Annotated in this window: 19 protein-coding genes, 1 tRNA gene and 1 other RNA gene; 7 read left to right on the top strand and 14 right to left on the bottom strand. The window is 34.8% G+C overall.

Going from position 1 to position 24,922, the window contains the following annotated elements:
* Positions 1–63: 63 nt before the first annotated feature.
* From rnpB to ettA, 5 genes are all read right to left on the bottom strand, one after another.
* Positions 64–454, bottom strand: an RNA gene (gene rnpB, locus ACFIKR_RS04465) — RNase P RNA component class A.
* Positions 455–537: 83 nt separating this feature from the next.
* Positions 538–1,047: a lytic transglycosylase domain-containing protein gene (locus tag ACFIKR_RS04460; RefSeq protein ID WP_375658993.1), complete on the bottom strand. Its 510-nt coding sequence runs from the start codon at positions 1,045–1,047 to the stop codon at positions 538–540.
* Between the two features lie 1,309 nt (positions 1,048–2,356).
* Positions 2,357–2,734, bottom strand: coding sequence for a hypothetical protein (locus ACFIKR_RS04455; RefSeq protein WP_375658992.1), 378 nt, complete (start codon positions 2,732–2,734; stop codon positions 2,357–2,359).
* Positions 2,735–5,137: 2,403 nt separating this feature from the next.
* Positions 5,138–6,076: an ArsR/SmtB family transcription factor gene (locus ACFIKR_RS04450; RefSeq protein WP_375658991.1), complete on the bottom strand. Its 939-nt coding sequence runs from the start codon at positions 6,074–6,076 to the stop codon at positions 5,138–5,140.
* A gap of 672 nt (positions 6,077–6,748) precedes the next feature.
* Positions 6,749–8,398 carry an energy-dependent translational throttle protein EttA gene (gene ettA, locus ACFIKR_RS04445; RefSeq protein ID WP_375658990.1) on the bottom strand — a complete coding sequence of 550 codons (1,650 nt, stop codon included), beginning with the start codon at positions 8,396–8,398 and terminating at the stop codon, positions 6,749–6,751.
* Between the two features lie 161 nt (positions 8,399–8,559).
* On the opposite strand from ettA, the gene ACFIKR_RS04440 reads away from it, so the two are divergent.
* Entirely contained in the window at positions 8,560–9,096 is a 537-nt protein-coding gene (locus ACFIKR_RS04440) for a hypothetical protein (RefSeq protein ID WP_375658989.1), read from the top strand.
* A gap of 47 nt (positions 9,097–9,143) precedes the next feature.
* Positions 9,144–9,752, top strand: coding sequence for a bifunctional nicotinamidase/pyrazinamidase (pncA, locus tag ACFIKR_RS04435; RefSeq protein WP_375658988.1), 609 nt, complete (start codon positions 9,144–9,146; stop codon positions 9,750–9,752).
* Between the two features lie 456 nt (positions 9,753–10,208).
* Here pncA and ACFIKR_RS04430 read toward each other — a convergent pair whose 3' ends face one another.
* Positions 10,209–11,261 (bottom strand): DUF475 domain-containing protein, encoded by a 1,053-nt coding sequence (locus tag ACFIKR_RS04430; protein ID WP_375658987.1) that lies wholly within the window; start codon positions 11,259–11,261, stop codon positions 10,209–10,211.
* 361 nt (positions 11,262–11,622) lie between these two features.
* On the opposite strand from ACFIKR_RS04430, the gene ACFIKR_RS04425 reads away from it, so the two are divergent.
* Complete coding sequence (locus ACFIKR_RS04425) at positions 11,623–12,162, top strand: helix-turn-helix domain-containing protein (protein WP_375658986.1); 540 nt, start codon at positions 11,623–11,625, stop codon at positions 12,160–12,162.
* Positions 12,163–12,554: 392 nt separating this feature from the next.
* Entirely contained in the window at positions 12,555–12,734 is a 180-nt protein-coding gene (locus ACFIKR_RS04420) for a DUF1508 domain-containing protein (protein WP_015856658.1), read from the top strand.
* A 747-nt stretch (positions 12,735–13,481) separates the two neighbouring features.
* Here ACFIKR_RS04420 and ACFIKR_RS04415 read toward each other — a convergent pair.
* From ACFIKR_RS04415 to ACFIKR_RS04405, 3 genes are all read right to left on the bottom strand, one after another.
* On the bottom strand, positions 13,482–13,793 hold the full coding sequence (locus ACFIKR_RS04415) for a hypothetical protein (protein ID WP_273788037.1): 312 nt from the start codon (positions 13,791–13,793) through the stop codon (positions 13,482–13,484).
* A 309-nt stretch (positions 13,794–14,102) separates the two neighbouring features.
* Positions 14,103–14,351 (bottom strand): hypothetical protein, encoded by a 249-nt coding sequence (locus tag ACFIKR_RS04410; protein WP_375658985.1) that lies wholly within the window; start codon positions 14,349–14,351, stop codon positions 14,103–14,105.
* Between the two features lie 21 nt (positions 14,352–14,372).
* Positions 14,373–14,498 carry a hypothetical protein gene (locus ACFIKR_RS04405; protein ID WP_375658984.1) on the bottom strand — a complete coding sequence of 42 codons (126 nt, stop codon included), beginning with the start codon at positions 14,496–14,498 and terminating at the stop codon, positions 14,373–14,375.
* 607 nt (positions 14,499–15,105) lie between these two features.
* Here ACFIKR_RS04405 and ACFIKR_RS04400 point away from each other — a divergent pair.
* The gene (locus tag ACFIKR_RS04400) at positions 15,106–15,420 is read left to right on the top strand and encodes a helix-turn-helix domain-containing protein (protein ID WP_007347852.1); all 315 of its coding nucleotides are present in this window, start codon (positions 15,106–15,108) and stop codon (positions 15,418–15,420) included.
* Here ACFIKR_RS04400 and ACFIKR_RS04395 read toward each other — a convergent pair.
* The gene (locus ACFIKR_RS04395) at positions 15,344–15,526 is read right to left on the bottom strand and encodes a hypothetical protein (protein WP_015856659.1); all 183 of its coding nucleotides are present in this window, start codon (positions 15,524–15,526) and stop codon (positions 15,344–15,346) included. The two genes, ACFIKR_RS04400 and ACFIKR_RS04395, sit on opposite strands and share 77 nt — an antisense overlap.
* A 1,644-nt stretch (positions 15,527–17,170) precedes the next feature.
* A tRNA-Ile gene (locus ACFIKR_RS04390) sits at positions 17,171–17,247 on the bottom strand.
* 170 nt (positions 17,248–17,417) lie between these two features.
* Between ACFIKR_RS04390 and ACFIKR_RS04385 the strand changes: the two genes are divergently transcribed.
* Positions 17,418–18,161, top strand: a complete 744-nt coding sequence (locus ACFIKR_RS04385; RefSeq protein ID WP_375658983.1) for an SIMPL domain-containing protein — start codon at positions 17,418–17,420, stop codon at positions 18,159–18,161.
* 28 nt (positions 18,162–18,189) lie between these two features.
* Here ACFIKR_RS04385 and ACFIKR_RS04380 read toward each other — a convergent pair whose 3' ends face one another.
* The 3 genes from ACFIKR_RS04380 to dnaG form a co-directional block, all read right to left on the bottom strand.
* A complete protein-coding gene (locus ACFIKR_RS04380) occupies positions 18,190–18,651 on the bottom strand; it encodes a YcgN family cysteine cluster protein (protein ID WP_375658982.1) in 462 nt (153 codons plus the stop codon).
* Between the two features lie 591 nt (positions 18,652–19,242).
* Entirely contained in the window at positions 19,243–21,258 is a 2,016-nt protein-coding gene (rpoD, locus tag ACFIKR_RS04375) for an RNA polymerase sigma factor RpoD (protein WP_375658981.1), read from the bottom strand.
* 401 nt (positions 21,259–21,659) lie between these two features.
* On the bottom strand, positions 21,660–23,567 hold the full coding sequence (dnaG, locus tag ACFIKR_RS04370; protein WP_375658980.1) for a DNA primase: 1,908 nt from the start codon (positions 23,565–23,567) through the stop codon (positions 21,660–21,662).
* A gap of 135 nt (positions 23,568–23,702) precedes the next feature.
* Here dnaG and ACFIKR_RS04365 point away from each other — a divergent pair, with 135 nt between their 5' ends.
* Positions 23,703–24,920, top strand: coding sequence for a mechanosensitive ion channel family protein (locus ACFIKR_RS04365; RefSeq protein WP_375658979.1), 1,218 nt, complete (start codon positions 23,703–23,705; stop codon positions 24,918–24,920).
* Positions 24,921–24,922 lie beyond the last annotated feature (2 nt).

The raw sequence follows: 24,922 nt of genomic DNA, 5'->3' as shown, positions 1-24,922 counted from the left end.
AAACACATAGACTCCATAAAAGATCATATAATCGATCTTATAAAATATCGCGTATCATCATGAAATATCAGTCGGCCTATAAGCCGGGTTCTGTAGAGTAAAGCTTACACTTTACATGGCAACCATTCATCTGGGACGGATGTTACCATCCGCCTCGTGCAACCTACCCGAATGACTCGCCCGGAAATCGGCTGCAAATTAAATTTTGCACGTCATTTCTATTTGGTCTTGCTCCCGGTGGGGTTTACCTTGCCACATTCATTACTGAATGCGCGGTGGGCTCTTACTCCACCCTTTCACCCTTACCTATAAAAATAGGCGGTTTACTTTCTGTGGCACTTTCCCTAGGGTCACCCCCGCCGGGTGTTACCCGGCACCGTCTTTCCATGGAGCCCGGACTTTCCTCACCTGCCGCATTTTAGCATTAGACAAGCGCGGCTGCCCAGCCGACTGACGCATTAATTTATAAAACATTTTCAGCTCCGTGAAAATAGCATCTTAAAATATTTTACAACAAACCTGTCTAAAAAGATGTTTTTATTTTAATGAAGCCAGATAAGTTTTCACTTTTGCGCAATATTTCGCCGAAATGGAATTCATTTTTTTTGCAGCATGACCTGCATTATATTTAAGGATTGTACCACACGTACTTCCACCACTGAGTTTATACGCCCGTGCCAAATAACGCAGACCATATTCAAGGTTGGTCGCAGGATCGTACAAATCCTGTACAGAACCACTAAAACCCAACCATCGTGCCGTAGAGGGTTTAATTTGCATCAAACCTATTTCGCCAGCAGCCCCCTTTATACCTGCCTTATAATTACTTTCAACTTTTACAACAGCATGTGCTAAATTAACGGGAACATTATATTTATTCGCAAGTTTCTGAATAAGAAACTCATAAGGACGATCAGGAATCTTAGAAGCAATAATTACTGAAGCTTCTCCTGATTCCGCAACATTTAAGACACTATGAGTCCAACTTATATCAAATACAAAAAATACAGCACACGCTGTACTTAACAAGATTTTCAAAAATTGCATTTTCTTTCTCTTCACTCAAACATTCTCAAATTCTAGCTGCAAATAATTTGCAAATGTATTGTACAAAAAAAGAAAGCAAAAGAACGGCTTGAAAAAGGAAAGAGTAAGACAATTTCAAGATAAAATTCTGCAAAAAAAGAAAATCTCTTTATGCACAAATTATAGATTTATCTATATCATAAAATAAAAAAATAAAGAGACTATAATTAATCTTATAGCGTATTAAATAAAATGATATAATCTACAAATTTTTGCTATCACTATTGTATCACTCAATTTTTATATTAAAAAATAGCATCTTAAAGAGAGACAAGAATATCTTTTTACCGAAGATCCTTAATATCAAAAAAGTTTCACAAAAAATATAAACCGTTATCAACGCTTCTCTCTGGTTAATAAACACCCACAGCACTCTTTATGTCCGATAAAACCTCAACAAATCACAAAACAAATCCCTACCCCCATCATTGCGCAATAAAAAATTCATAAATATACTAAAACCATCATACTCTTTACCAATTCAAAATATTGCAACAGGCTTTTAGCTCTCAAGATTCCTCAAAGAAGCTTTTTACTTCTTTTTTTCAAGAGCCTTTATCCACACAAGCCTCTCACCTGTAGTGCACAAGAAACTGATTTTGATTTTTTCACCATGAATAAATTTAAAACGAGAGAATTTTACAATTCCTAAGATTCTCACTCAATATGAAAATGACAAATTCTCATTATAAAACAATATGCTAAAAAAGTTATATCCGTCTTTGTCCCTACAACAAAGCTTAACAATTACCTTTGTCTGTTTTTTTGAAAATGTTAGAAAACTCAATACCCCCAAAGCCTTTTTTAATAAAAATAGACTTCTCATATTCATTCAAATATTTTTTTCTTTGTCACAGGCTACCATCTTATCAGCCTTGCGCCCCATTTTCAGAAATCATACAAGTGAATAAATATTCTAAACCCCGTAGAACAAAGAAATCTTAAATCCTTTAAAAATTTTTTATTTACCCATATCAAATAAAAAAATAACTGGCTTATAAAATACGATTAACGTGTTTTATTATAGTCAATACTGCTTTTGTCATTGTAGCGATCAATAATGCAATTAACTTGACCAATACACTTAATAGACTTTCTATCACTCCTGTAATGATTACAACATTATCCTTATACTTCGATTACCTACCTTTTGAGTAAGATAAATTTTGCTAATTATCTTACAAATTGATTACCTCTTCATACTTTTCAAAAATTCACGAAAAGCTCTTGCTCCTCAAAATAAACCCCAAAAGCGCGATTAAAAAAACAGCTAAAAATAAGCATTAGCAATGGAAGGACGAGAAATCGCTTTTGAGAGAGCCATAGCAATAGTTTCACCAGATTTGTGAGCCTGCTCACGACTCTGACCACTTTTAAAAGCAAGCGCAATTACATCGCGACGCAGCTGTGCAATAAATAACTCTTGCTGTTGAGGACTCATCTTAGAAAGATGCTTGATAATATCTGGAAAAGACACGGACAATCTCTCTAACAACTCCTCCTCTGTTATATCAAGCTTCTGAGAAGAAAAAGAAGAGCGACCGGAAAAAAACTGATAAACAGCACTACTTCGAGAAGCAAAAAAGACAGCGCCAGAAATAAAAAATACAAATAAAATAAAAATAATACGATGTGAAAAAGATCCCATTATCTCTTACCTAAAGATCACAGAATACAAACATAGTTTCCTTTTATGATTCTCATTATAGCATTCAACAATGCCTCAATAAAGAAAAATCAAATTATTGAAAATGAATACGCTAACACTATCCGCCCAATAAGACCTGCCCCTCTATGTATTTAGGTACTATAGGCGAAACAATAACAGATCTTACACTTCCCCCTGATAACACGCTACAACATCCCCTAAAACAATCATAAAAAGCCTGACTGAGGAAATCCTCAGTCAGGCCAGACAATCTAGGGGATCCACGCGGGGGGGGGGGAGGAGGTTCCCCGATCGTCCTCTCACATCAACCACTAAGATAGCCGATGTAATATCCTTGCTATGGAATAAAATTCTTTAAACAACAAGAAATTCTTATCATCTTCTACGCAAAAAAACATAAAAGAGCTATAAATTGTTTAAAAATGTTAAAATTTAGGCAAAAAAAGTTCAAAACGCCCCATTTTGAAGCAATTTTATTTCAAGAAGCATCAATTAGAATCTACAATCATTATAACTTTTAAATAGTTTCTTTCATAACTCTGATGATCATAATTAAAAAAACCGTAATTTCTACGTATCCACCCTGTAAAAATCAAACGATGTAAAAGTAGAATCACTTTTCCAACAGCAATCACCGCAAAAGAAAAACGTAGATTTTTAAAATCTTACACAAATAACCGTAAAAAATGAAAAACATCTTCTTGCAAGAAAGCTATGAATTATTTAAATAAAAACAATAAATTAGAGAAATAAAATCTTATCTATCTTCATAAAAAATTCTGTAAATGATCATTAAAATATTGTCGCATCTCTCATATAACAATCAATGAAAAATTTAAACAGCTTAATTTTATGAAAAAATAAGAACTCTGAAGGTATTTGTTTCGAATCACGCCCTATAATCGTTCCAAATAATGATAAACTGTTTTACAATAACCAAAAGTTTTAACGCATTTTAACATAACAAACCGAGATCAATGCAGACATTTTCTCTTAATCTCTATCATTTAAATGATCCCGTAAAATAATACATACAGTAGCTTCTATGCTCAAAAATTGTTATAGTCTGTTCTTCTAACGTAAACAATTCATTGATTTACAATCATAACTCATCATTTTACAACTCATATGAGAGATCTCAAGAACGTAAAGTTCCCTTATTTTAAATCTTCGTCTATTGAATCAATGAATAGCCATACTATCGCACATCACAAACAAGAAGAAGCATATGGATAAAAAACATAAAAAGAGTCAAAATACCTTCTATAAACCATTTTAAAGCAAGATCTTCGGTAACATGAGAAGCTGAAACATAAAACGATGATGCCGGCTTATAACTTTTACTTAAACTAAAAACGATGGTTCCCTATCAATTTTACGCTATACCCGCGGATTGCGTCATAAGATAAGCGACAAGCATAAAGAGAAAGAAAATCACTTTGGGCAAAAAAAAATGGACTTATTTAATAACCTTCATACTTCTCATGATAAAGAGATACGAAACTTTAGTATAATATCACGCTTTTCTTTCCTACTTTCAGCCACGGACTATCCATAGATCATCGTCAATCTTATTTTTATGAATATAATGCAAAACACATAGACGAACGCCATATATGAATGCTTGTAGGCAGAGATAAACGTAAAGCCAGAGGCGTTATTATAACCGTTGTTGTACAAAATGTTTTTAAAATTCAGAACATCACTCCAATCCATTACCAATTTATGAATAATTTCATGGTGTCATCTACCAAACTTTTACTTTTTCGTTCTTTTTAGAGCATCTGCTTGTAGCCCTCACGAAAAACTCTAAGGTACTTCTTATATAGGTCCCTGTTTTAAAAAGACATCTTAAGATCTATTAGGCACCACCATCTTTGACAATTATGAAGGTATGAGCCATCACTACATTATATTGTGTAATATTATATCATATTGCAGCCGCTCTCACATTTAGAAAATGTATGAAAGATGTATTTCCTTTTACAAACGGTATTATTTAGATAAATATCTTCTCTTGTAACAGACAAGCAGACTCTTTTGAATTCTGAAACAGAAAATTTAAAATGAAAAAATATTCTTATATTCAAGCCTCTCATTGAAGTCTAAAAAATCAATGATCTTTTAAAACCAATATATTGGCTAATAAAACAAACATGATATCAAGACACCTTACATAATAATCCTCATAGCCTTAACTCCATAAAAGGTGCTTTCATTACACAGCACACAGCCTCCACGCCCCTATGAAACACCAATACTCTCATATAAAAACATAATAAAAATGTAAAAAACAATAGATGATCAATGATTGAATAAAGTTTTATCTCTACGCTATTCCTTGAGAAAAATCAGAGAATAAAGCACGTTAACAAACGCGATTTATGCAAAATCGACTTGTTTATCTTTGATATCGTCAACTAATAAACGCGGATCACGAGCAAGCCAAAGCGTAACCTTACCCTTCTCACTGTTTTCATTTTGTATAGGAGTAAGACAAACCGTTTGTTCTAGGACAAGTCCCGTATTTTTAAGCCATTGTTCTATTTGTAAAGCCGAAAATCCAAAACGCATATGTGCTTGATCAGAATATGAAGACTCAATTTCATGATAACCAAAATCCACAATCAATAAACGTCCATGAGGACGCAAAACACTTGATATCTCATGAAGAAACATTTCAGGATTTTCAAGAAAATGCAAAACCCAATGAAAAATAACTAAATCAAAAGTTGTATCTCCAACAGATAAGTGAAAAACATTGCTATCAAGCACAACTTCAACCGCATGCGTATAAAGATTAGAAAACAATTTTAAGACAGAGTCTCCACCTATTCCAATATTCAGCATCGTTTGAAATGGTTTATCGCCAATGATTTCAAGTAAAGCGTTTTCCACACCATGATCTGCCATATAGGATGACCGTAATACATCCCATTGCAACGTATTTTGTAAGAAATGCTTCTTCCTCGTTTTTTGACGTTGCTTTTTAACATCCTTCAAACGTTCTAAATCATGCGCTAACAACATATCATGCTTTGGCAAAGCCAAAAGAATACTCATTACAATGTCTTTCCCCCAAAAATCATGACAAAGCTTAAAATAAAGGCTATTTCCCTTCTGATAACGCTCAATCAATCGTGCTTCGTACAACAAACGTAAATATCGTGATATACACGCTTGCGACTGACCAAGAATAAAAATAAAATCAGGAATTGTTAAATCTTCATGACGTAAGAGCGTAAGAACACGTAAATGGCTTATTTCTGCGACTGCTTTTAGCAGCACAATCATTGCATCTAAACTTGCACTTTTTCTCATAATTATCCCTTAAACATTCCTATAAACATTTGTTTATAGAAAAAAAAGTCAAGCATAAAACGCGTATTCTCATCTATTTTGTTCTCTCTATTTTATTATACTATGAAAAAAATAGGCTACTGTAAAAACGAACAGATCTTATCCTCCCTGCTTCTCTTTATAATGAGAATACATTGATTTATAATAATAATTCATCATTTTCAACTTGAATAAAACATCGGAATACCGTAAATTTTTCTCATTTCAAACCTATTCATGATAAATCAATTCAAATTATTCTCTTACAGCTCATAAACGGAGGAGACATATGGATAAAAATACCTTTTATGGTCATCTCAAAACAAGAACTGCACACTATTGAGAGAAAATAAATAACATGATGGTGCCAGCTTGCATTTTTATTAAGTAAAGATGATAATGCTTAATGACCAGAGCATTTGTAGAAATAGTGCTTACTCTTCATCCCCTCCTTTTCATTGCAATTTTACAAGCAATAATTGGTTATATATCATGAGTAGAATAACCCTATTTAGGTCATAATTTCATAAAGTATCTCTTACTATTTCTAATGAATAAAAACTTCCACAGAATACACACACACTTTATTTATGAAATAACAAACACGGTACAATACACCATTTTTTCAAAAACGTTGAGATAAGATAAAAAACTCTAGCGTGTAAGAGGTTTATAATTTGCATGCTTAGGATTAAGAGATTCCGCCCCAAGACGACGAACTTTATCAGCCTCATATTCAGCAAAATTACCTTCAAACCATTCTACATGGCCATCACCTTCAAAGGCTAAAATATGTGTTGCCAATCGATCAAGAAACATACGATCATGCGATATGATAACTGCACAACCAGCGAAATTTTCCAATGCATCTTCCAATGCACCCAATGTTTCAGTATCAAGATCATTTGTCGGTTCATCAAGAAGAAGCACATTCCCCCCCTCTTTTAGAAGTTTCGCCAAATGTACGCGATTGCGCTGTCCTCCTGATAAATTTGCCACCTTCTGCTGTTGATCTGCCCCCTTGAAATTAAAAGCCCCACAATAAGCGCGGCTATTCATCTCATATTTGCCTAATTTAATAATGTCATTTCCACCAGAAATTTCCTCCCAAACAGTTTTATTCCCCACCAAGGAATCGCGACTCTGATCCACATAACTCATGTGAACTGTTTCACCGATACGTATTTGACCTGTATCGGGCTGTTCCTGTCCCGTCAACATTTTAAACAAGGTCGACTTTCCCATACCATTGGCCCCAATAACGCCGACAATACCACCAGCAGGAAGTTTAAAAGAAAGAGAATCAATCAATACACGCTCACCATAAGCTTTAGAGAGATTATCAACTTCAATAACAACCTGTCCTAATCTTTCTCCAATAGGGATAATGATTTGCGCCTCTCCAGGACGGCGCTCACGTGCTGCTTGAACCAACTCATCATAAGCCTTAATCCGAGCTTTTGACTTTGCTTGTCGCCCTTTTGGACTAGAAGCAATCCATTCTTGCTCACGTGATAAAGCACGTTGACGCGCTGCCTCTTCACGGCCTTCTTGCGCCAAACGCTTGGCTTTAGCCCCCAAATAAGCAGAATAGTTTCCCTCATAAGGAATACCTCTCCCACGATCTAACTCTAAAATCCAACCCGTCACATTGTCGAGAAAATAACGATCATGGGTTATCAAAAGCACGGCCCCAGGATATTCACGTAAATGCCTTTCAAGCCAAGCCGTCGTTTCAGCATCTAAATGGTTTGTCGGTTCATCCAAAAGTAATAAATCAGGTTTTGACAAAAGCAATTTACAAAGTGCAACACGCCGCTTTTCACCACCCGAAAGTTTTGTTACATCCCCATCGGCTGGCGGACAACCAAGAGCAGCCATAGCCATTTCCACTTGACTTTCTAAATCCCAAAGATTCTGACTGTCAATAATGTCCTGAAGCCGTGCACTTTCATCAGCCGTTTCCTCGCTATAATTCATCATCAATTCATTATAACGCTCAAGAATTTCTTGTTTATCTGCAACACCTTCCATCACATTGCCACGCACATCTTTGCTCGCATCAAGCAAAGGCTCTTGTGGTAGATAGCCACAGCGTGCTCCTTCAGAAATCCATGCTTCTCCCGTATATTCCTTATCTAGCCCAGCCATAATACGTAAAATAGTTGACTTCCCTGCACCATTCGGCCCTAAAATACCGATCTTCGCATCTGGATAAAAAGACAAATGAATATTTTCTAGAACTTTTTTATTGCCGTAAGACTTGTTAAGCCCAGCCATATGATAGATAAATTGACGTGCCATAAATTTCTCTTTATATTGTGCGATATTAAAGATTAGGATTTTGAAAAAACTGCTTTTGCTTTTTGAAACTGTACAGTAAATAGCACTTACATCGTATCAAAAGCTTTTCGCTTTATATTGGTACATTTTTTCTCATCTCACAAGCCCCAGTATGGTCCTGAATGCAAAAAAACATCCCCACAAAAAGCAAAAAACAAATCTTTTTAGCTGTACCTGAAACCTGTTATCAAACATTGCCTCTCTTTTCCATACCAGATATAACGTTGTATTTTTATCGTATTAAACCAACTTATCAATGTAATATGGTACCGAAAAGAAAAGCAATTCTCTATGCGCCTTCTTTTTTCGCTTTATGGGCTTTATATTACGCAGTAAAAAATCCTTCCCTTTTTTCATCGATTTTTTGCTACGGGAAACAATGGTCTTCCCCCCTTGCCTTGATATGGCTTAAATTACGTTTACAAAACGATCGCCGCCTTATGGGATCTGACGTTCCAAGCCCAATGATCATGAAAGCTTTGCATCAACACGTAGCAACAAATGACTACAGTGCTCTTCCAATTGGTACGTGGTTACAATTCGTAAAAAACTATAAAACCAATTGTAAAAACTTATCCGTTCCCCTCTTTTGGCTTGATAATTACAAAAATAATATCAATATCCAGCAAATCATTTCAAAACTTCAAGACGAAATATAGCTTTTTTAAAAATACGATAAAAGATCATCTCATATAGGAATATATTTATGGAAAAAAAAGCCTTAATCGTCATTGATGTTCAAAATGACTTCTTATTAGGTGGAGCACTTGCCGTACCACAAGGTGATGCTATTTTACCCGCCGTCAATAATCTCATAAATCATTTTGACCACGTTATCTTAACCCAAGACTGGCACCCAAAAAACCATTGCAGCTTTGCTTCCTGCTATCCTGAAAAAAAGCCCTATGATACCATCATTCTTGACTATGGTCCTCAAATACTTTGGCCTGATCATTGCATACAAGGAACACAAGGAGCGGAATTTCACCCGTCTCTTAGAGTGGAAAAGGCACAACTTATCCTTAGAAAAGGCTATAATCAAAAAATGGATAGCTATTCTGCTTTTCTTGAAAATGATCAAAAAACACCAACAGGTTTACAAGTTTATCTCAAAGAACATGGTTTTACCAAGCTCATTATGTGTGGCTTAGCAACTGATTTTTGTGTCGGGTTTTCTGCTCTTCACGCTATACAATGCGGTTTTAAAGTCAGTGTTTCATTAAATTCCTGTGCTGGTATTGATGTAAATGGATCACTAAATGCTATGCTTAAAACTATGAACGAAGCTGGTGTAGAACTTTTAATGGTCTCTTAAAATATTCTTCTCTAATCTACCATTGTAATATACTGATTTATAAAGGATAAATTATTTTTCACATATTTAAGTGAGAGTCCAGAATATCGTAAATTCTCTGATTTCAAACCTGTTTCAAAACCATGCTCCTACACGTTACAAAGAGAATCAATGCATGAATAAAAATCATTCAAAAAAACAGTAAAAATGCTTCTTATGAACCATTAAATACAAGAGCTTGTCATACTACTAAAAGCTGCTAAAAAGTATAGCATCAGCTTTCTGTCTTAATATTTAGGACAAAAAGTACCCTAGAGATTGTACATTATTCCCTTCATGGATAATATCATGAAATGGACTCAACTTTAAAACAAAAACACAAATAAGCAATAAAATAGTATTTTATTTTGCATAAAAGACCTCTTTCTATTCAAAGATATGTGATAAACAAAAGCCTGAGAAAAGAAGAAATCTCCATTACTTAGACACAACATGTTTATCCAATTGACGATGCTTAAAACGAATTGAAGAATATAATGCCATTCCAATAATGCAGACTCCCACAAGTCCTGTTAAAACTTCAGGAACCGATATAATCGTTTGCAGATACATAATCACTGCAAGAACTAAAATTGCATAAAAAGCACCATGCTCCAAATAACGATAATGCAATAATGTTCCTGATTCAACCAACATAATTGTCATAGAACGAACGTAAAATGCACCGATACCAAGACCTATCGCAATAATAAAAAGGTTGTGTGAAAAGGCAAAAGCACCAACTACGCCATCGAAAGAAAAACTAGCATCAAGAACTTCTAAATAAAGAAACGCCCCTATTCCCCCGTGAGTTACTGTTGTTAAAGTCTTTTGAGGGGTATCCAAGAGATGACCGACAACTTCAACACCGATAAAGGTCAAAAGTCCATAAAGGGCTGCCAATAAAAAAGTTATTTTATCTTCTGTGTCAATCTGCCCTGAAACAAATAAGATTAAAATCAAAACAATTGCAATATCAATCCCAACAAGCGCCCCAAACTTTTGAGCAGGTCTCTCTATAACATTAAGCCAATGTACCTCTTTTTCAGAATCAAAAAAATATTTTAAGCCAACCATCATAAGGAAAGTTCCTCCAAAAGCAGCAATCCCCATATGTGCATCGATTAAAACTTCAGCATATCGGTGTGGTTCCCATATCGCTAATTTGACTGCCGCAATTGGATTAGTCCCAACAGCAACGACAACCACCAATAATGGAAAAACAATTCGCATCCCAAATACAGCTATCAAAATGCCCCATATAAGAAAACGACGACGCCACAACGGATCCATTCTACTAAGAATACGCGCATTGATAATAGAATTATCAAAAGATAAAGAAATTTCCAAAACTCCTAAAACAAAGCAAATAAAAAAATATTTAAGAAAACCAGTAATACTTTCCGTTTCAAACCAACCAATAACCCCTCCTAAAAAGACACCAATAATCGTGAAAAAAAAAGCAAACCCAAAATAGCGTAATAGGGCCATGATCATTCCTCAAAGTTTATTTTCTCATTCATCTAAAACACACCCATTACAAATCCAAAGTTTGCATCTCTTTAAAGTTGCATCTATTGATGCAGAAGTGTATAGAATATATATGGTAAAGTTACATGAAAACTCTCTCAAAAAAAGCAAGAGATAAATGTAGCAAACAGAGAATTTTGTTTTGAAATGAACATCAATTGTCAATACAATAAGCGAAAGATTTCTTTCTATCCACGAAAATAAAAAAATAAAAAGAAATTAAAGCTATAAATATTGACATTATATCATAGAATATTAATACATAGTGTGCTTTTATTATTTAATGATTTATACCATGATGATTTACTGAGGGAGATAATTCGTGGCACGTCCTGAAACTGAATCAAAAACCATATTTGGAAAACGTTTACGTTATGTACGTCTTGCTTTAGGCGATCCATCACGTGAAACCTTGGCTAAAAATTTTAGCATGACAAAAAATTCCATTGCTTTTTATGAGCGTGGAGAGAGAGAACCCAATCTTAGTGTCTTACAAACATACCGCACTTTATATGGTGTCAATATTAATTGGCTTTTAACTGGACAAGGAAAAATGTTTGACACCGAATATACAAAAGGTGATTTTGACTGGAATTATTTTATTAAAAAAATCGAAGGATTGGAAGAAACACTTGCCAATAGTGATCGTAATGAAAAACTAAATCAAGAAAAAATCAACAGTTCTTATGAAAAATTGCAGCAATATTTGTCAAGACAAGGTTTATCAAGTGGAGTTAACCCTAAAACTACAACCTCTCTGATCGATATGAAAGCTAAAATGGCTAATTCTTACACCCTTAGCTTATTCATTGATTTACTCATTCGAAGCGTATCCCAAAAAGAGGTTATAGCTAATCAATAAACGTTTGTTTCAAAAGAAAAAGCAAGAAATGATAAAACTCTACCAGTATGGAGAAGAGTATTTTTTACTTTATCCATGCTGGTGAAATTTTGTATAATTTATAAAATTTATTTCTGTAATGACAATAAAAATATTCGCATTGTAAATGAAAGTATAGTGTCTTTAAATTAAAAAAAATAATTTTATAGTATAAAATTCTCATTCATATCTTATTGACAAGAATTTTTTTCTTGTTAAAAGAATAATAGCTCTCATAGAAATTATTTTTTAAGGTCAGAAAATTTAAGGGGAATATATTGACGACTTCCTATAGAAACATACATTAGTGTTCACAGACGGATTAGTTAAATATTTATCCTGAAAATTATCAGCTATTTTATGAGGTGGGAAGCATGTATTTTGAGGTGTTTCAAGGAGTTCACAATCAATGGTACTGGCGTTTAATCTCAGGAGATGCACAAAAAATTGCTTTTTCTAGTAAAGGTTATCCAACAAAACAAGATATCCTAGTCAATATTGAACAAATCAAAGAAATTACACATAAGGCTCTTATTAGAGAACTACAGTCCTGACGTTCTTTACCATTAAAACAAACGTTTATTTTGTGTAATGGTATGTTGAGTTGTTTTTGTGACAAATGAAAAGTGATCGTTTTCCCCTCAATGGGAGGGAGTTTTTTTGTTATTTCTGATACTCAAACATAATAATCACATTCTTGCAGATTATTATGTTTGTTTTCGATCATACTTAAGCCTTTATAGAATTTATCAAAAAGAAAGTCCCTTAAGTCTTGTATTTTTCATAAAAAATAAACACACATGAAGAAAAGATAATTTATCAATGAGAATATAATTACTTACAAGATATTAATATCTTTCATATTCCTCTTCTGCATCTGATAATCATAACTGACTTACCCATTTCATCTTCATAAAAAGCAAATATCTCTTTCTTTCTATTATCATGCAATTTTTTAGACCTATTAGCTAAAACTATCGTAGCATTTATACCTTATATCTAAAAAGAACGCGCAGAATTGTTTCCAGCAATAATATAAAATTACTGGATTGTATAGACGCGCTTTTTAATAACCAGCATACCTATAAACTGGTTTATCATCATAAATTCTTATTTTATAACCAAAGACGCTCTGTCTTATAAACTTAAATATTTTCATAAAATCAGAGTAAACTTGAATATTCCCTTTCAATACAATCTCTCCATCAGCACCATAATTGACTTCATTAAAGTTTATCTCTCTCGTCATTCCAATCTTCCTAACACATTTCCAAGCCCTTTAATGCAAAATATGAATACAATCACTCTTTATCATCTTCAGATTTAAGCATTTTTTGATATTTCTTTTCATTTTTTTCATATTGTTTAATTTGTTTTTTCAGTTTTTCAATTGCTTGGTCACGTCTTTTAATCACCATACTTTGCTCTCTAATAGCTCTGTCTCGTTCTTCAGTCATCTTCATAGAATCTCTTAAAAACTCATGTTTTATTCTTCTAGACTCCTCTTTTAAAACTTTCACTTGACTGCGATAATATAAAGAAAACCGAAATATAACCCCGCTGCACAACAAAACAACAACCATTGCTCCCAATAAAATTTCGTTTACACTCATTTAGATCTCCCTTAATTGTCGCTCAAGTGATCATCTTGACCAATTTGTTTCATCCTCAATCAAAAAAAGAATGCAATAAACCGCATGTTCCAAGTGTGAACAATCACTCTCGGCATTCTTATTTTTTCCATTAAAGCCATTGATAAATGACGCACAAAAAATCTCTGAAAGCAGCTAAATCTACACGCTTACACCAATTATTTGCGACACATTTATTGACACAAAATACAAAAAATAAGGAACATCAAATAAAACTAACCACGCAATGCAATCATACAAGCCTTGCCCAAATTGTTCCTATCTTCCTTTTTACGCCATGGGGAATGCGGCTATATATGAAAGTTTTTCATTATTACAAAAATCATCAGTGTCACAAAGCACAGCTTTTCTGTAAAATTTTGCCTTCCCAAAAATCTTTACATCACCATAAATTAAAGCATCACTATAAACTCGAGCCTTTCTATAATCACAAGTATCACCATAAAGTTCAATACATTGAGCATTCAAAACTTGATCAAAAAAGACCGCATTAGCGTAAACATATGCATCTCCACTCATATTCAAATAACTATAAAGTTCTTACCTTTCATAAACATGCAAACTCTTACGAGCGACTACACAACCACATGCTAATGCATTGTTATAAATAACAATATCATTATAAACACAAACCTCATTGTAAACGGCAGCTGCCTTAAAACACATTCATCCCCATAAGGGTTGATCGAATGTATCCTCCTACCAAACAACCACCTTTGTGACTCAGATTACCTTCCTGTTTAATAAAATATCCAAGATCACTTTTTTTAATTTCTCAATTTTTTTAGCGCATATATACGATATACCATCTGATAGTGATCTAATTTATTACAATAAAGGAGAAATCTGTACTCTTTGCCTATGAATTTACATTTTTTCTACAGCCATTATCCTATCTCTTAAGGCTCTAAAGCTTCGTTATACTCACACACCACCTCAACGCAGAATTTTTTTACAAATCCTGATGTTGGGGTATATCTTGATTTATAATGCTGCTACGTATACTATCACAGTGAAATCTCATAAACATACGAGTATGTATCGCCGTTTCTGGTATACACGTTTATTTTTTCACAACCGTGGAACTAAGCAACCATTTTTTATTGATTCGAATCTGAAAGTGTATGGGGACATTTTGTTATTAGTTAAAAACAACTCTATATGCTTCATTAGCGAAGAGCTACACATGGATATTTTCACGCTCCTTGTATCATATATTCTGGATTCGCAACGCAATATTAACGCTATAGCGTAAATATGTAAAGGTCTAAAAATGACAAAGACTGAAAAAGATTGGTTCCAACGCTTAGTTGAATTGATTAAAAGTGACGGACGAACAATGATTGAAATAAGCAGAGCTGCAGGCTGTGGACAAAATTACGTCCAACAAATGATAAATGGAGGAAAGAGGCCTTCAGTAGATAAACTCATGGCTATTTTGAACACACTGGGAAATGCTAGTGCCATATATGTAATAACAGGTTTCAACATCTCCGATGAAGACTTAAAACTCATAACTTTGATTTCGTCTGGAGATAAAAAGAAGATTGAAGCCTTAAATGTTCTGTTGAATGAGCAGAATCTGTAGAATTTTCTACTCTATCCAATATCGCTTGCTTTTGAGACGTTGATAAAGACTCCCATTTCACAATAATATCAGATAAAGTTGTTTCAAATTTTTTATCATTCTTCATAGTCATACTCCATGTAGTCAAACTATATAACGCTAAAGCGTTTAAATATATCTCATACCTTAGAAAAAAATATTTGCAATAGGCAGTATGGAAGCAATTGTGTACAAACTTATTTTACAAAATCAGATGAAGTTCTATTAGTCATGTACCATAGTGAAACAGAAAGCATCACACGATCCAGATCTTCTTATGAAAATTGGTATGATCTATCAAAAACGCGAATAATGTTACGCATATCCTGTGATTCGGACCAATAACAAACTAATGTGAAAATATCCCTGAAGACACTTCTGAACTCTATATAAGAGAACACGAAAAAGCTTTTTTGAAAAAAATATATCACAATTTTATTCTACATAGCACCATCTATGTTTTTTTAACAATATTGCAAAGCAAGAATATAACAATGTTATAGGAATAAATTCTTATAAACAGAGCCACACTATCTAAAACTCTGTAACACGTTTATAGGTAACCTCCCCTCTAAACGCACCTTGTAAATACTAATATAAGTCTCTACCATAAGCAAAAATGATACTATTAAAAATAAAACGAATCACCACGCATAATCTTTGCACGTAACTTATATTGCAGATTTACAACAAGAGAGAAATCCCCTATGTAAATGAAGAATTGTATTTTCAAAGTATGATTTTGAAGAAAAGTATACTTTTCCAAAAAAATTACCCTCTCTACACAATCAATACGAGAAAAATGTTAGCAATACAAAAAAGTGCTAGGTTTACCGAAATATTACCAATCTCTTATGAGAGTAAAATCAAAAAAGACTTCTGCTCTTCAATAATAATTTGGCTTACATGAAAACTCTATAATTTGAGCATTAAGCGAAAAATACACAAAAACAGAAAATGGCATTTTAACGAATGTGCCAATACCATAGAAAACATTTTTTACAGAATAATAAAATGCTTATTACAATAAAATCTGGATGATGCAAAGCGATAGAAAAAATCACTCAATTGACTCTTCAAAGAACCATTGATGAAATTCTTTTCAGAGAACACGCCACCGTCACTATGAACAATATTTCTCAAAAATCAAATAGAACTCCTCTCTTGGGAAAAAAATATCAACAAATGTTATCATCGTTGATCCCACGATACATACGATCGCCTATGGATCGCATTCTCTTATTATACAACCTTTCATCACGATAATGCTATTCGAACGTCTAAAAGACATTAACATCACTCAGAAAAAAGTAAATTTACACTAAATATTTTTTGAGCCATTTGTTCTAAACAGGTACAATCTTTAAAATTGGTTTTATTGGGATCTGTTTATTTACAGAACAAGCATAAATAAACTTATCCAATGAAGCTTTTAGTCTTCTATTTTATGAAGAACATCATACAGAAAAAGTACAAAACAGTATATGAATTAAGAAAGTAAATAGCGCCACATATCAGTTAATCCAAATACTACAATGTTTCAGATGAGAGCACTTCTTTAATGAGACTAAAAAACATACCATCACTTTATATTAAAGCGACTGATAAAAAAATAGCAACAAACAATGACAAAGGATTTTAGAACAAACAGAAAAATAAATAAAAAATGAAAAAGGTAGAATCCCAAATTTTTTATATAAGCTATCCATTTCTCTATTGGCCATTTCCCTATTGGTGGGCCCGGAGGGACTCGAACCCCCAACCAAGCGGTTATGAGCCGCTGGCTCTAACCAATTGAGCTACAGGCCCCATATAGGTTGTTTCTCTCTAAACTAAAATGCCCTATGATACAAGAGCTGACAAAGGTTATAACCCATCTTTTTCTCTTTTCTATTGGTTTTTTTTTCAGTGCCCTAATTTCTTTACAAGAACTCTTAAAAATGAGAGAATAGTTAACTGACAAATATAAAGGTATAGATATGATAGAAAAGAAAATTCAACCACTGAAGGGTTCTCTGGTTAAAGCAGTTATATTAGCATTTGCACTCTTAGCCACATCGTTGGCTGTACGTGCTTATGCTGAAGAAAATAAAATGAAAAATGCAACGATTACAGTGACTGCAATCGGAGAAAGTCAAGCTGCACCGGATATGGCAATTATTAATCTAGCCGTTGTTACCTATGACAAAACTGCCCAAAAGGCATTAGCTTCCAATAATCAATCCATCAATGATATTATAAAAGCTTTTAAAGACAATGGTATCCAAGCAAATGATTTGCAAACATCAGGTTTATCCATTTATCAGTCAACTTCTGATAAACACCACGAAAAAAAGAATAATGAAAAACTCTATCATGTTTCAAATTCTTTAACCGTGCGCATTCGTGATCTTACCAATGCTGGTAAAATCTTTGATCAAGCGATGACACTAGGTGTTAATTCAGTTAACGGCATTACTTTTACCAACGCAGATACAAAGCCATTTTATCAAGAAGCACGTAAAAAAGCCATTACTGAAGCCATTGAAAAAGCGCAAACGATAGCGCAAGCAGCCGATTTGAAATTAGGAAAAATTATTGAAATCAATGAAAAGGATGATTACTACCACCCAACACCACGTCTCATGAGTAGAGCAGCAGATGCAAGCTACGCAAATACAAATTTTGCAGGTGGTGAATTAAATTATAATGTGAGCGTCACTGTCGTCTTTGCGATCGATTAAGTCACCAACTTTTGTATAAAAAATCATATTACTGGCCTTTACATAGAAGACCAGTAATGTGATGAAGATAATCTTCCTCAGATAATAATTCGTCTTCGTAAACCTCTATCTGTCTGCGTGCAGAAATATGCGCTGTATGTACCGTTTGACAATCTCCTGATACCAATGGATGCCACCAATGAAGATCTTTTCCCTCATAAATTAATCTATAAGCACAACTTTCTGGAAGCCAACGCGCTGTTTTAACTGTCGTAATGTCTAGCGATATACAATCTGGTACAATTGATTTACGATGAGCATAATCTCGACACCTACAAGTTTCCCCATCTAAAAGACGACAAGCAATACTGGTTGCATACAGGTCACCCGTATCATCGTCCTCAATTTTATGGAGACAACAACGGCCACAGCCATCACAAAGGCTCTCCCACTCAGAAATGGAAATCTCTTCTAATTTTTTTACTTTCCAAAAGGGAAGTTCTCCACTCATAAACTCAGACACACCTTTTTTAATTAAGACGATCTATAAAAATGAAACGTTTAATTTCTATAATTTCATCTATTTCTGTCTCTTAAAAAAATTCAACTCAATGTATGCTTTAAATCGTTTTCTTAAAATCTATCTGAATAAAAAGAGATTATTCAAAAATAGCGCATATAAATGAACATAATCTATTGAAACATCCCTTTATAAACTGACAAAAAATAAAACATGTCACCTAAAATGATAAAAAAATTCCGCAACGAATACACATTTCTCATCAAAAAATCCGTATGTTGCAATATAAGTTTATTCTTAATAAATCCTATTTCTTAAGAAACGAGCCGCTACACGCAAGATAATGTTTTTCGTTCATTTTTTCAAATGACTACCACACCAGTATTTGCCTTACATCTGTTATTTCAGAAAGAGAAATACAAAATTCAAAAGCTAAGAAAAACATTAAACATCGTAAACTTTCTAGATTATTCAAATTCTTTCATATTCTTCTCAAAAAAAGCATCCAAGTACAATATGACACCCCTCCCCCTTCATTAAAAAGAAAGAGAGATTTATTAAAATGCACAAGAATTCCTTTATTTAAGAATCGAGAAAACTACGTAATTTTCGTGAACGGCTAGGATGTTTTAATTTACGAAGTGCCTTTGCTTCAATCTGACGAATACGCTCTCTTGTAACTGAAAATTGTTGTCCTACTTCTTCCAACGTGTGATCTGTATTCATCCCTATTCCAAAACGCATCCGCAAAACACGTTCTTCCCGCGGTGTTAATGAAGCAAGAACACGTGTTGTCGTATCTCGCAGATTAGCTTGGATAGCTGCATCAATTGGTAATAACGCATTCCTATCCTCAATAAAATCACCCAAATGGGAATCATCTTCATCACCAACAGGCGTTTCTAGTGAAATGGGTTCTTTTGCAATTTTAAGAACTTTTCGTACTTTTTCTAACGGCATAGAAAGTTTGCTAGATAATTCTTCTGGTGTTGGTTCTCGTCCAATTTCATGGAGAATCTGACGCGAAGTACGAACGATTTTATTAATTGTTTCAATCATATGAACAGGGATACGAATAGTACGCGCCTGATCAGCAATTGAACGTGTAATAGCCTGACGAATCCACCATGTTGCATAAGTTGAAAACTTGTAGCCGCGCCGATATTCAAACTTATCCACAGCCTTCATCAAACCGATATTACCCTCTTGAATAAGATCAAGAAACTGCAAACCACGATTAGTGTATTTTTTTGCAATTGAAATAACAAGACGCAAATTAGATTCTACCATCTCTTTTTTCGCAATTGTTGATTCGCGTTCACCTTTCTGCACCTGCATAACAATCCGACGAAATTCACCAATCGAAATAGCCGTTTCTTGCGCAAGATTTTGTATCTCACTTCGCAGTTTTTGAATTTCTTTTGCTTCACGCATCGAAAATTCTTTCCAACCAGGTGTGGGCAAAGCAGCAATATAATTCATCCAATCTGCATCCAATTCACGCCCTTGGTATTCTTTTAAAAAATCCTCATGGCCAATACCATAGCTGTTGGCAATCCGTTTCAGCTTACCTTCATTATGAATCAATCTCTTATTGATGTCATAAAGCTGTTCAACCAAAGCTTCGATACGATTTTGGTTTAAAGAAAGAGATTTTACGGCTTGAATCAACTCACCCTTTAATTGAATATATTTCTTCTTCTGAGAAGATGTAAGGGCCCCCTCTTTACGCTCTGCCAAACTGCTTTCAACATGCTGATCTTGTAATTTTCGTAATTTCACATAGGTTTGAGCAATAAAATCCAATGTTTCCATAACTTGAGGACAAAGTTCATTTTCCATTGCAGCAAGCGATAAGTTAACATCGTCATCGTCTTCTTCATCATCATCTTCAATATTTCTCTCTCCTACGCTCTCCCCCATATTACGTATACCAGAAGACATTTTTTCTTCTTCTGTCTTATTAACTTCACTTCGCTCAATAACAGGAGCCTGCTTTGCTTCTGGACCAGCATAAGTCGTTTCAAGATCAATAATTTCACGAAGAAGAATACGCTGTTCTTTTAACTCGTCACGCCAGATAATAAGAGCCTGAAAAGTCAAAGGACTCTCACAAAGTCCCGCAATCATTGTCTCACGCCCTGCTTCAATACGCTTAGCAATGGCAATTTCGCCTTCCCGCGAAAGAAGCTCAACAGCTCCCATCTCCCGCAAATACATACGCACTGGGTCATCCGTACGATCTGTTACTTCGCGTTTATTCGTTGTCGTTGCAATTGCGTGGCTAGAGGCTTCTACTAAATCACCACCCTCTACCGTAACTTCTTCTTCATAATTTTCAGACTCAACTTCATCCTCATCATCCACAACATTAACCCCCATCTCAGAGAACATCGCCAAGATATCTTCAATTTGTTCGGATGTAACCTCGTCAGAAGGAAGAACAGCATTGAGTTCATCCATTGTTACGTAACCATTTTTTTTGGCAAGTTTAATCATTTTCTTGATGGCATCATCAGAAAAATCAAGAAGAGGACCATCCAAACTCGCTTGGCTTGTTACTTCTGCATTATCTTTCTGTTTAACCTTTGTTGCCATACCATAACTCCACTCGATCACTTCACAGTTTTCATGTGACCAGTTTTTTTGTTCTCACTAAAATCTACCAATAGTCTCTCATATATACTCCCTTTTAAGAGATTACTATTGGAAAGAATACATTTTGTATACGCCCTGACATCCAGAAAAACTTTACATCCAGACAAAACCGCAGGAAAACTCCAGAAGTTTCCCCGACACCTCTCAGCCCTTCTGAGATAATCTCTGTACCCTATCGTAAGAACCAATTTCCCGCTTTTCCTAAAATTTACCCGCTTTTCCTAAAATTCAATTGCCATCTTTATGAAAATGTCACTCCCATAAACTTCCTCATCTAAAATTTAAGTGACTGATTCGCATTAAAAAAGCGAATCATTTTATCGTATCTTATGTATTCCCGTCTATTTTTTATCCAACCAACTTCCAAACCCTTCAATCAACGCTTCTGTTGCCTGCATCCGCTCCAGCTCATTTTTTACCTCACGAAGCAGATCAAAAACCTCACTCTTAGGATTTTCTACAAGTTGCTCTTTAATATCCTGTAATCTCTTATGTAGGTGGTGTTCTTGAAGATGCAAGTAGACAGCTTGTTTTAATATCGCACGTGCATCCTCTATAGGGGCTCCACCAAAAATAATACGCATACCAATATTTTGCACAAGATGTTTCATACGCTCTAACAGAGCCTTTTGTCCTCTTTTTTCTAAGAGCGCAACCATCGTCTCTTTATCATGAAGCTGTTGATTCCCAAGAATTTCCAACATAGCTTGATGAAAGCACATTAATTGAGTATTTTTTAATTCTAACTCAGAAAGAAATTCAAAATTTTCATACCACAACTCAGGATAGTAAGCTAAAGTGAGTAAAATCACTGCTTCACGCAAAGGAATAGATTGCGAAGAATTTCGTACTATTTCAGAATTTGCTAACAGAGAAAAGGATTGATCTTTAAAAATCCTATTTGGTGAAGATTGATCATATCGCCCTTCTCCCTTTTTTTTCGAAAAAGAGGGACGAAAAAAATCAAAAAGGCGTTTTTTTACATCTTGCAAATAATAACGACGGACATCTTCATCCTTAATCGTAAAAATTTGTTGTTTTAGTTGTTTTTCTAGCGCTGCTCGTGTCTCTGGAGTTTCAAAATGCTTTCCATAGGTAGCTCGCCACCATAAAAGCTCACTCAAAGGAATTGCTTTTTGCAAAAAAGAAGAAAAAAGTTGTGCTCCACCAGTACAAACAATTTCATCAGGATCTTTTCCTTGTGGCAACAAAACAAAGCGTACACAAACCCCAGCCTTTAAAAGAGGCAACACACGATCAGCAACACGAAAAGCAGCGTTTAAACCAGCATCATCACCATCAAAACACAAAATGGGCTCCTTCCCCATCTGCCATAAAAGCTCAATTTGCGCTTCCGTTAATGCTGTCCCCAAGGGCGCTACAACTCCTTCAAAACCAGCTTTAGTCAATGCAATGACATCCATATACCCCTCAACAACAAGGAGTGAATGATTTTTTTCATCGCCAACAAAGCGACTGTTTTTGCGAGCTGCTACCGCGTTATAAAGTATATTTCCTTTATGAAACAGCACTGTTTCAGGGCTATTGAGATATTTTGCTCGTGTCTCTTTCTCTAATGCACGCCCTCCGAAAGCCACCACACGTCCACGCAAATCTTCGATAGGAAACATAATGCGATTTCTAAATCGGTCATAAGAATCCGCACCCCCCTCATGCACTGTGAGAAGTCCACATTCTTCCATTTGCTTTATTGAAATGCCCCGTGCACTCAAAGCTTCTTTCAAAGCTGTACGCCTTACCGGTGCAAAACCAATACGGAAACGCTCTACGAGCTCTGGTGTCACACCACGTGCATCCAGATAACGACGTGCTTGCACACCTCCTTTATCGCGTAAATTATATTGAAAAAAATCTGTAGCAATTTTCATCACATCATAAAGCTCATCTTTTTCCAGTTGACGTTTATGACTTTGTGAATCCAAAATAGGGAGTTTCATTCCCGCAAAATCAGCCAAACGCTCTACACTTTCTGAAAATTGCAATCCATCAAGCTCACACAAAAAGGTAAAAATATCTCCACTTACACCACAACCAAAACAATAATAGCGCCCTTTATGATCATCACAATGAAAACTTGGCGTTTTTTCACCATGAAATGGACAACAACACCAAAAGTCTCCCCGTGAAGGCTTACTTTTTCGAGGATCAAAATCCACTCGTTGACCAATCACTGTTGAAATTGGGAGTCTAGTACGCAGTTCATTAAGGAAATCGGGCGGGAAACGCATTATCTCTCACAGAGTTTGAAAATTCTTTTTTGCATATTTAACGACTTTAGAGCATAATTCCAATACTTCTTCTTAAGTAGTTGTAAAATTTTAAACTCTTAACTGCATATAACTTTAGAAATGGAGAATGGAAAAGTGATCGAATTTATTGTTCAATATCCGTGGTTAGAGGCTATTTCTTGGCTTATTATTCTTACTATATTTGCCCTTTTAGTCAACTTTCTAGGACGAAAATTACTTATTCACGGAGCCAAAAAACTCTCTTCTTTTCTCCCCAAAAATACAACGATCGATATTAATAATGCTATTCAATACATAGCGGATATCATTTCAGCCTTTATTATTTCGGTTGGTGTTAATTTTATACCAACATTGCCCAATGCATTCAGTACCGTCATCGGTAATGTTGCTAACGCCTTCATTATCTTTTTTGTTGTTCTGACAATTTCTGCCTGTCTGAATGTCATTAACATCCTCTACGAACAACGACCAACAGCACGGTTAAAACCAATAAAAGGTTATATTCAAATTGCTAAAATTGCACTTTTTGCTGTTGCGACAGTTTTAATGGTCGCTACATTGATTGACCGCTCCCCTCTTATTCTTTTCTCCGGTCTTGGTGCAATGGCCGCGGTTCTCATGTTAATTTTTCAAGATACGCTTCTTTCTCTCGTTGCCGGTATTCAAATTTCATCCACTGATATGGTTCGCGTTGGTGATTGGATTGAAATCCCTAATCTCGGTGCCGATGGTGATGTTATTGAAATTGCCCTGCATACTGTTAAAGTTCAAAATTTCGACAATACCATCACCTCAGTTCCTATCCGTAAACTTGTGACCGACCCTTTTAAAAATTGGCGTGGAATGCAAGAATCGGGTGGAAGACGCATCAAACGCTCCCTTTTTATTGATCAATCAAGTATCCATTTTCTCACAGAAGAAGAACAAAAATATCTTTCCCGATTTAATTTATTAGAAAATTATTTCACGCAAAAAGTAGCAGAAATTGACCAATGGAACGCTCAATTAGATAAAAATCATGATGTCTTAGCCAATACGCGCCGTTTAACCAACATTGGAACTTTTCGTGCTTATGTTTTTGCTTATCTACAACAGCATATAAACATCAACCCTAATATGACCTTTATGGCACGGCAATTACCTCCTACAGAAAATGGTTTACCTTTGGAAATTTATTGCTTTACGAACACCACCGTTTGGATAGACTACGAACAAATTCAAGGTGATATTTTCGATCACCTTTATTCCATTCTTCCCTGTTTTGGTCTAAAGGTTTTTCAAAATCCAAGCGGTTATGATTTTAATCAAGTATTAAAAGCAAAAGCGAAATAAAA

Source organism: Bartonella sp. MR30HLJHH, from assembly GCF_042194195.1.
GTDB lineage: Bacteria > Pseudomonadota > Alphaproteobacteria > Rhizobiales > Rhizobiaceae > Bartonella > Bartonella grahamii.
This window is presented reverse-complemented; position numbering and strand designations above follow the sequence as displayed.

Excerpts from the sequence above, each read along its gene's own strand:
- ACFIKR_RS04460 (WP_375658993.1), bottom strand. The coding sequence starts at position 1,047 with ATGCAATTTTTGAAAATCTTGTTAAGTACAGCGTGTGCTGTATTTTTT.
- ACFIKR_RS04455 (WP_375658992.1), bottom strand. The coding sequence starts at position 2,734 with ATGGGATCTTTTTCACATCGTATTATTTTTATTTTATTTGTATTTTTT.
- ACFIKR_RS04450 (WP_375658991.1), bottom strand. The coding sequence starts at position 6,076 with ATGAGAAAAAGTGCAAGTTTAGATGCAATGATTGTGCTGCTAAAAGCA.
- ettA (WP_375658990.1), bottom strand. The coding sequence starts at position 8,398 with ATGGCACGTCAATTTATCTATCATATGGCTGGGCTTAACAAGTCTTAC.
- ACFIKR_RS04440 (WP_375658989.1), top strand. The coding sequence starts at position 8,560 with ATGCAAAAAAACATCCCCACAAAAAGCAAAAAACAAATCTTTTTAGCT.
- pncA (WP_375658988.1), top strand. The coding sequence starts at position 9,144 with ATGGAAAAAAAAGCCTTAATCGTCATTGATGTTCAAAATGACTTCTTA.
- ACFIKR_RS04430 (WP_375658987.1), bottom strand. The coding sequence starts at position 11,261 with ATGGCCCTATTACGCTATTTTGGGTTTGCTTTTTTTTTCACGATTATT.
- ACFIKR_RS04420 (WP_015856658.1), top strand. The coding sequence starts at position 12,555 with ATGTATTTTGAGGTGTTTCAAGGAGTTCACAATCAATGGTACTGGCGT.
- ACFIKR_RS04415 (WP_273788037.1), bottom strand. The coding sequence starts at position 13,793 with ATGAGTGTAAACGAAATTTTATTGGGAGCAATGGTTGTTGTTTTGTTG.
- ACFIKR_RS04410 (WP_375658985.1), bottom strand. The coding sequence starts at position 14,351 with ATGAGTGGAGATGCATATGTTTACGCTAATGCGGTCTTTTTTGATCAA.
- ACFIKR_RS04405 (WP_375658984.1), bottom strand. The coding sequence starts at position 14,498 with ATGTGTTTTAAGGCAGCTGCCGTTTACAATGAGGTTTGTGTTTATAAT.
- ACFIKR_RS04400 (WP_007347852.1), top strand. The coding sequence starts at position 15,106 with ATGACAAAGACTGAAAAAGATTGGTTCCAACGCTTAGTTGAATTGATT.
- ACFIKR_RS04395 (WP_015856659.1), bottom strand. The coding sequence starts at position 15,526 with ATGAAGAATGATAAAAAATTTGAAACAACTTTATCTGATATTATTGTG.
- ACFIKR_RS04385 (WP_375658983.1), top strand. The coding sequence starts at position 17,418 with ATGATAGAAAAGAAAATTCAACCACTGAAGGGTTCTCTGGTTAAAGCA.
- ACFIKR_RS04380 (WP_375658982.1), bottom strand. The coding sequence starts at position 18,651 with ATGAGTGGAGAACTTCCCTTTTGGAAAGTAAAAAAATTAGAAGAGATT.
- rpoD (WP_375658981.1), bottom strand. The coding sequence starts at position 21,258 with ATGGCAACAAAGGTTAAACAGAAAGATAATGCAGAAGTAACAAGCCAA.
- dnaG (WP_375658980.1), bottom strand. The coding sequence starts at position 23,567 with ATGCGTTTCCCGCCCGATTTCCTTAATGAACTGCGTACTAGACTCCCA.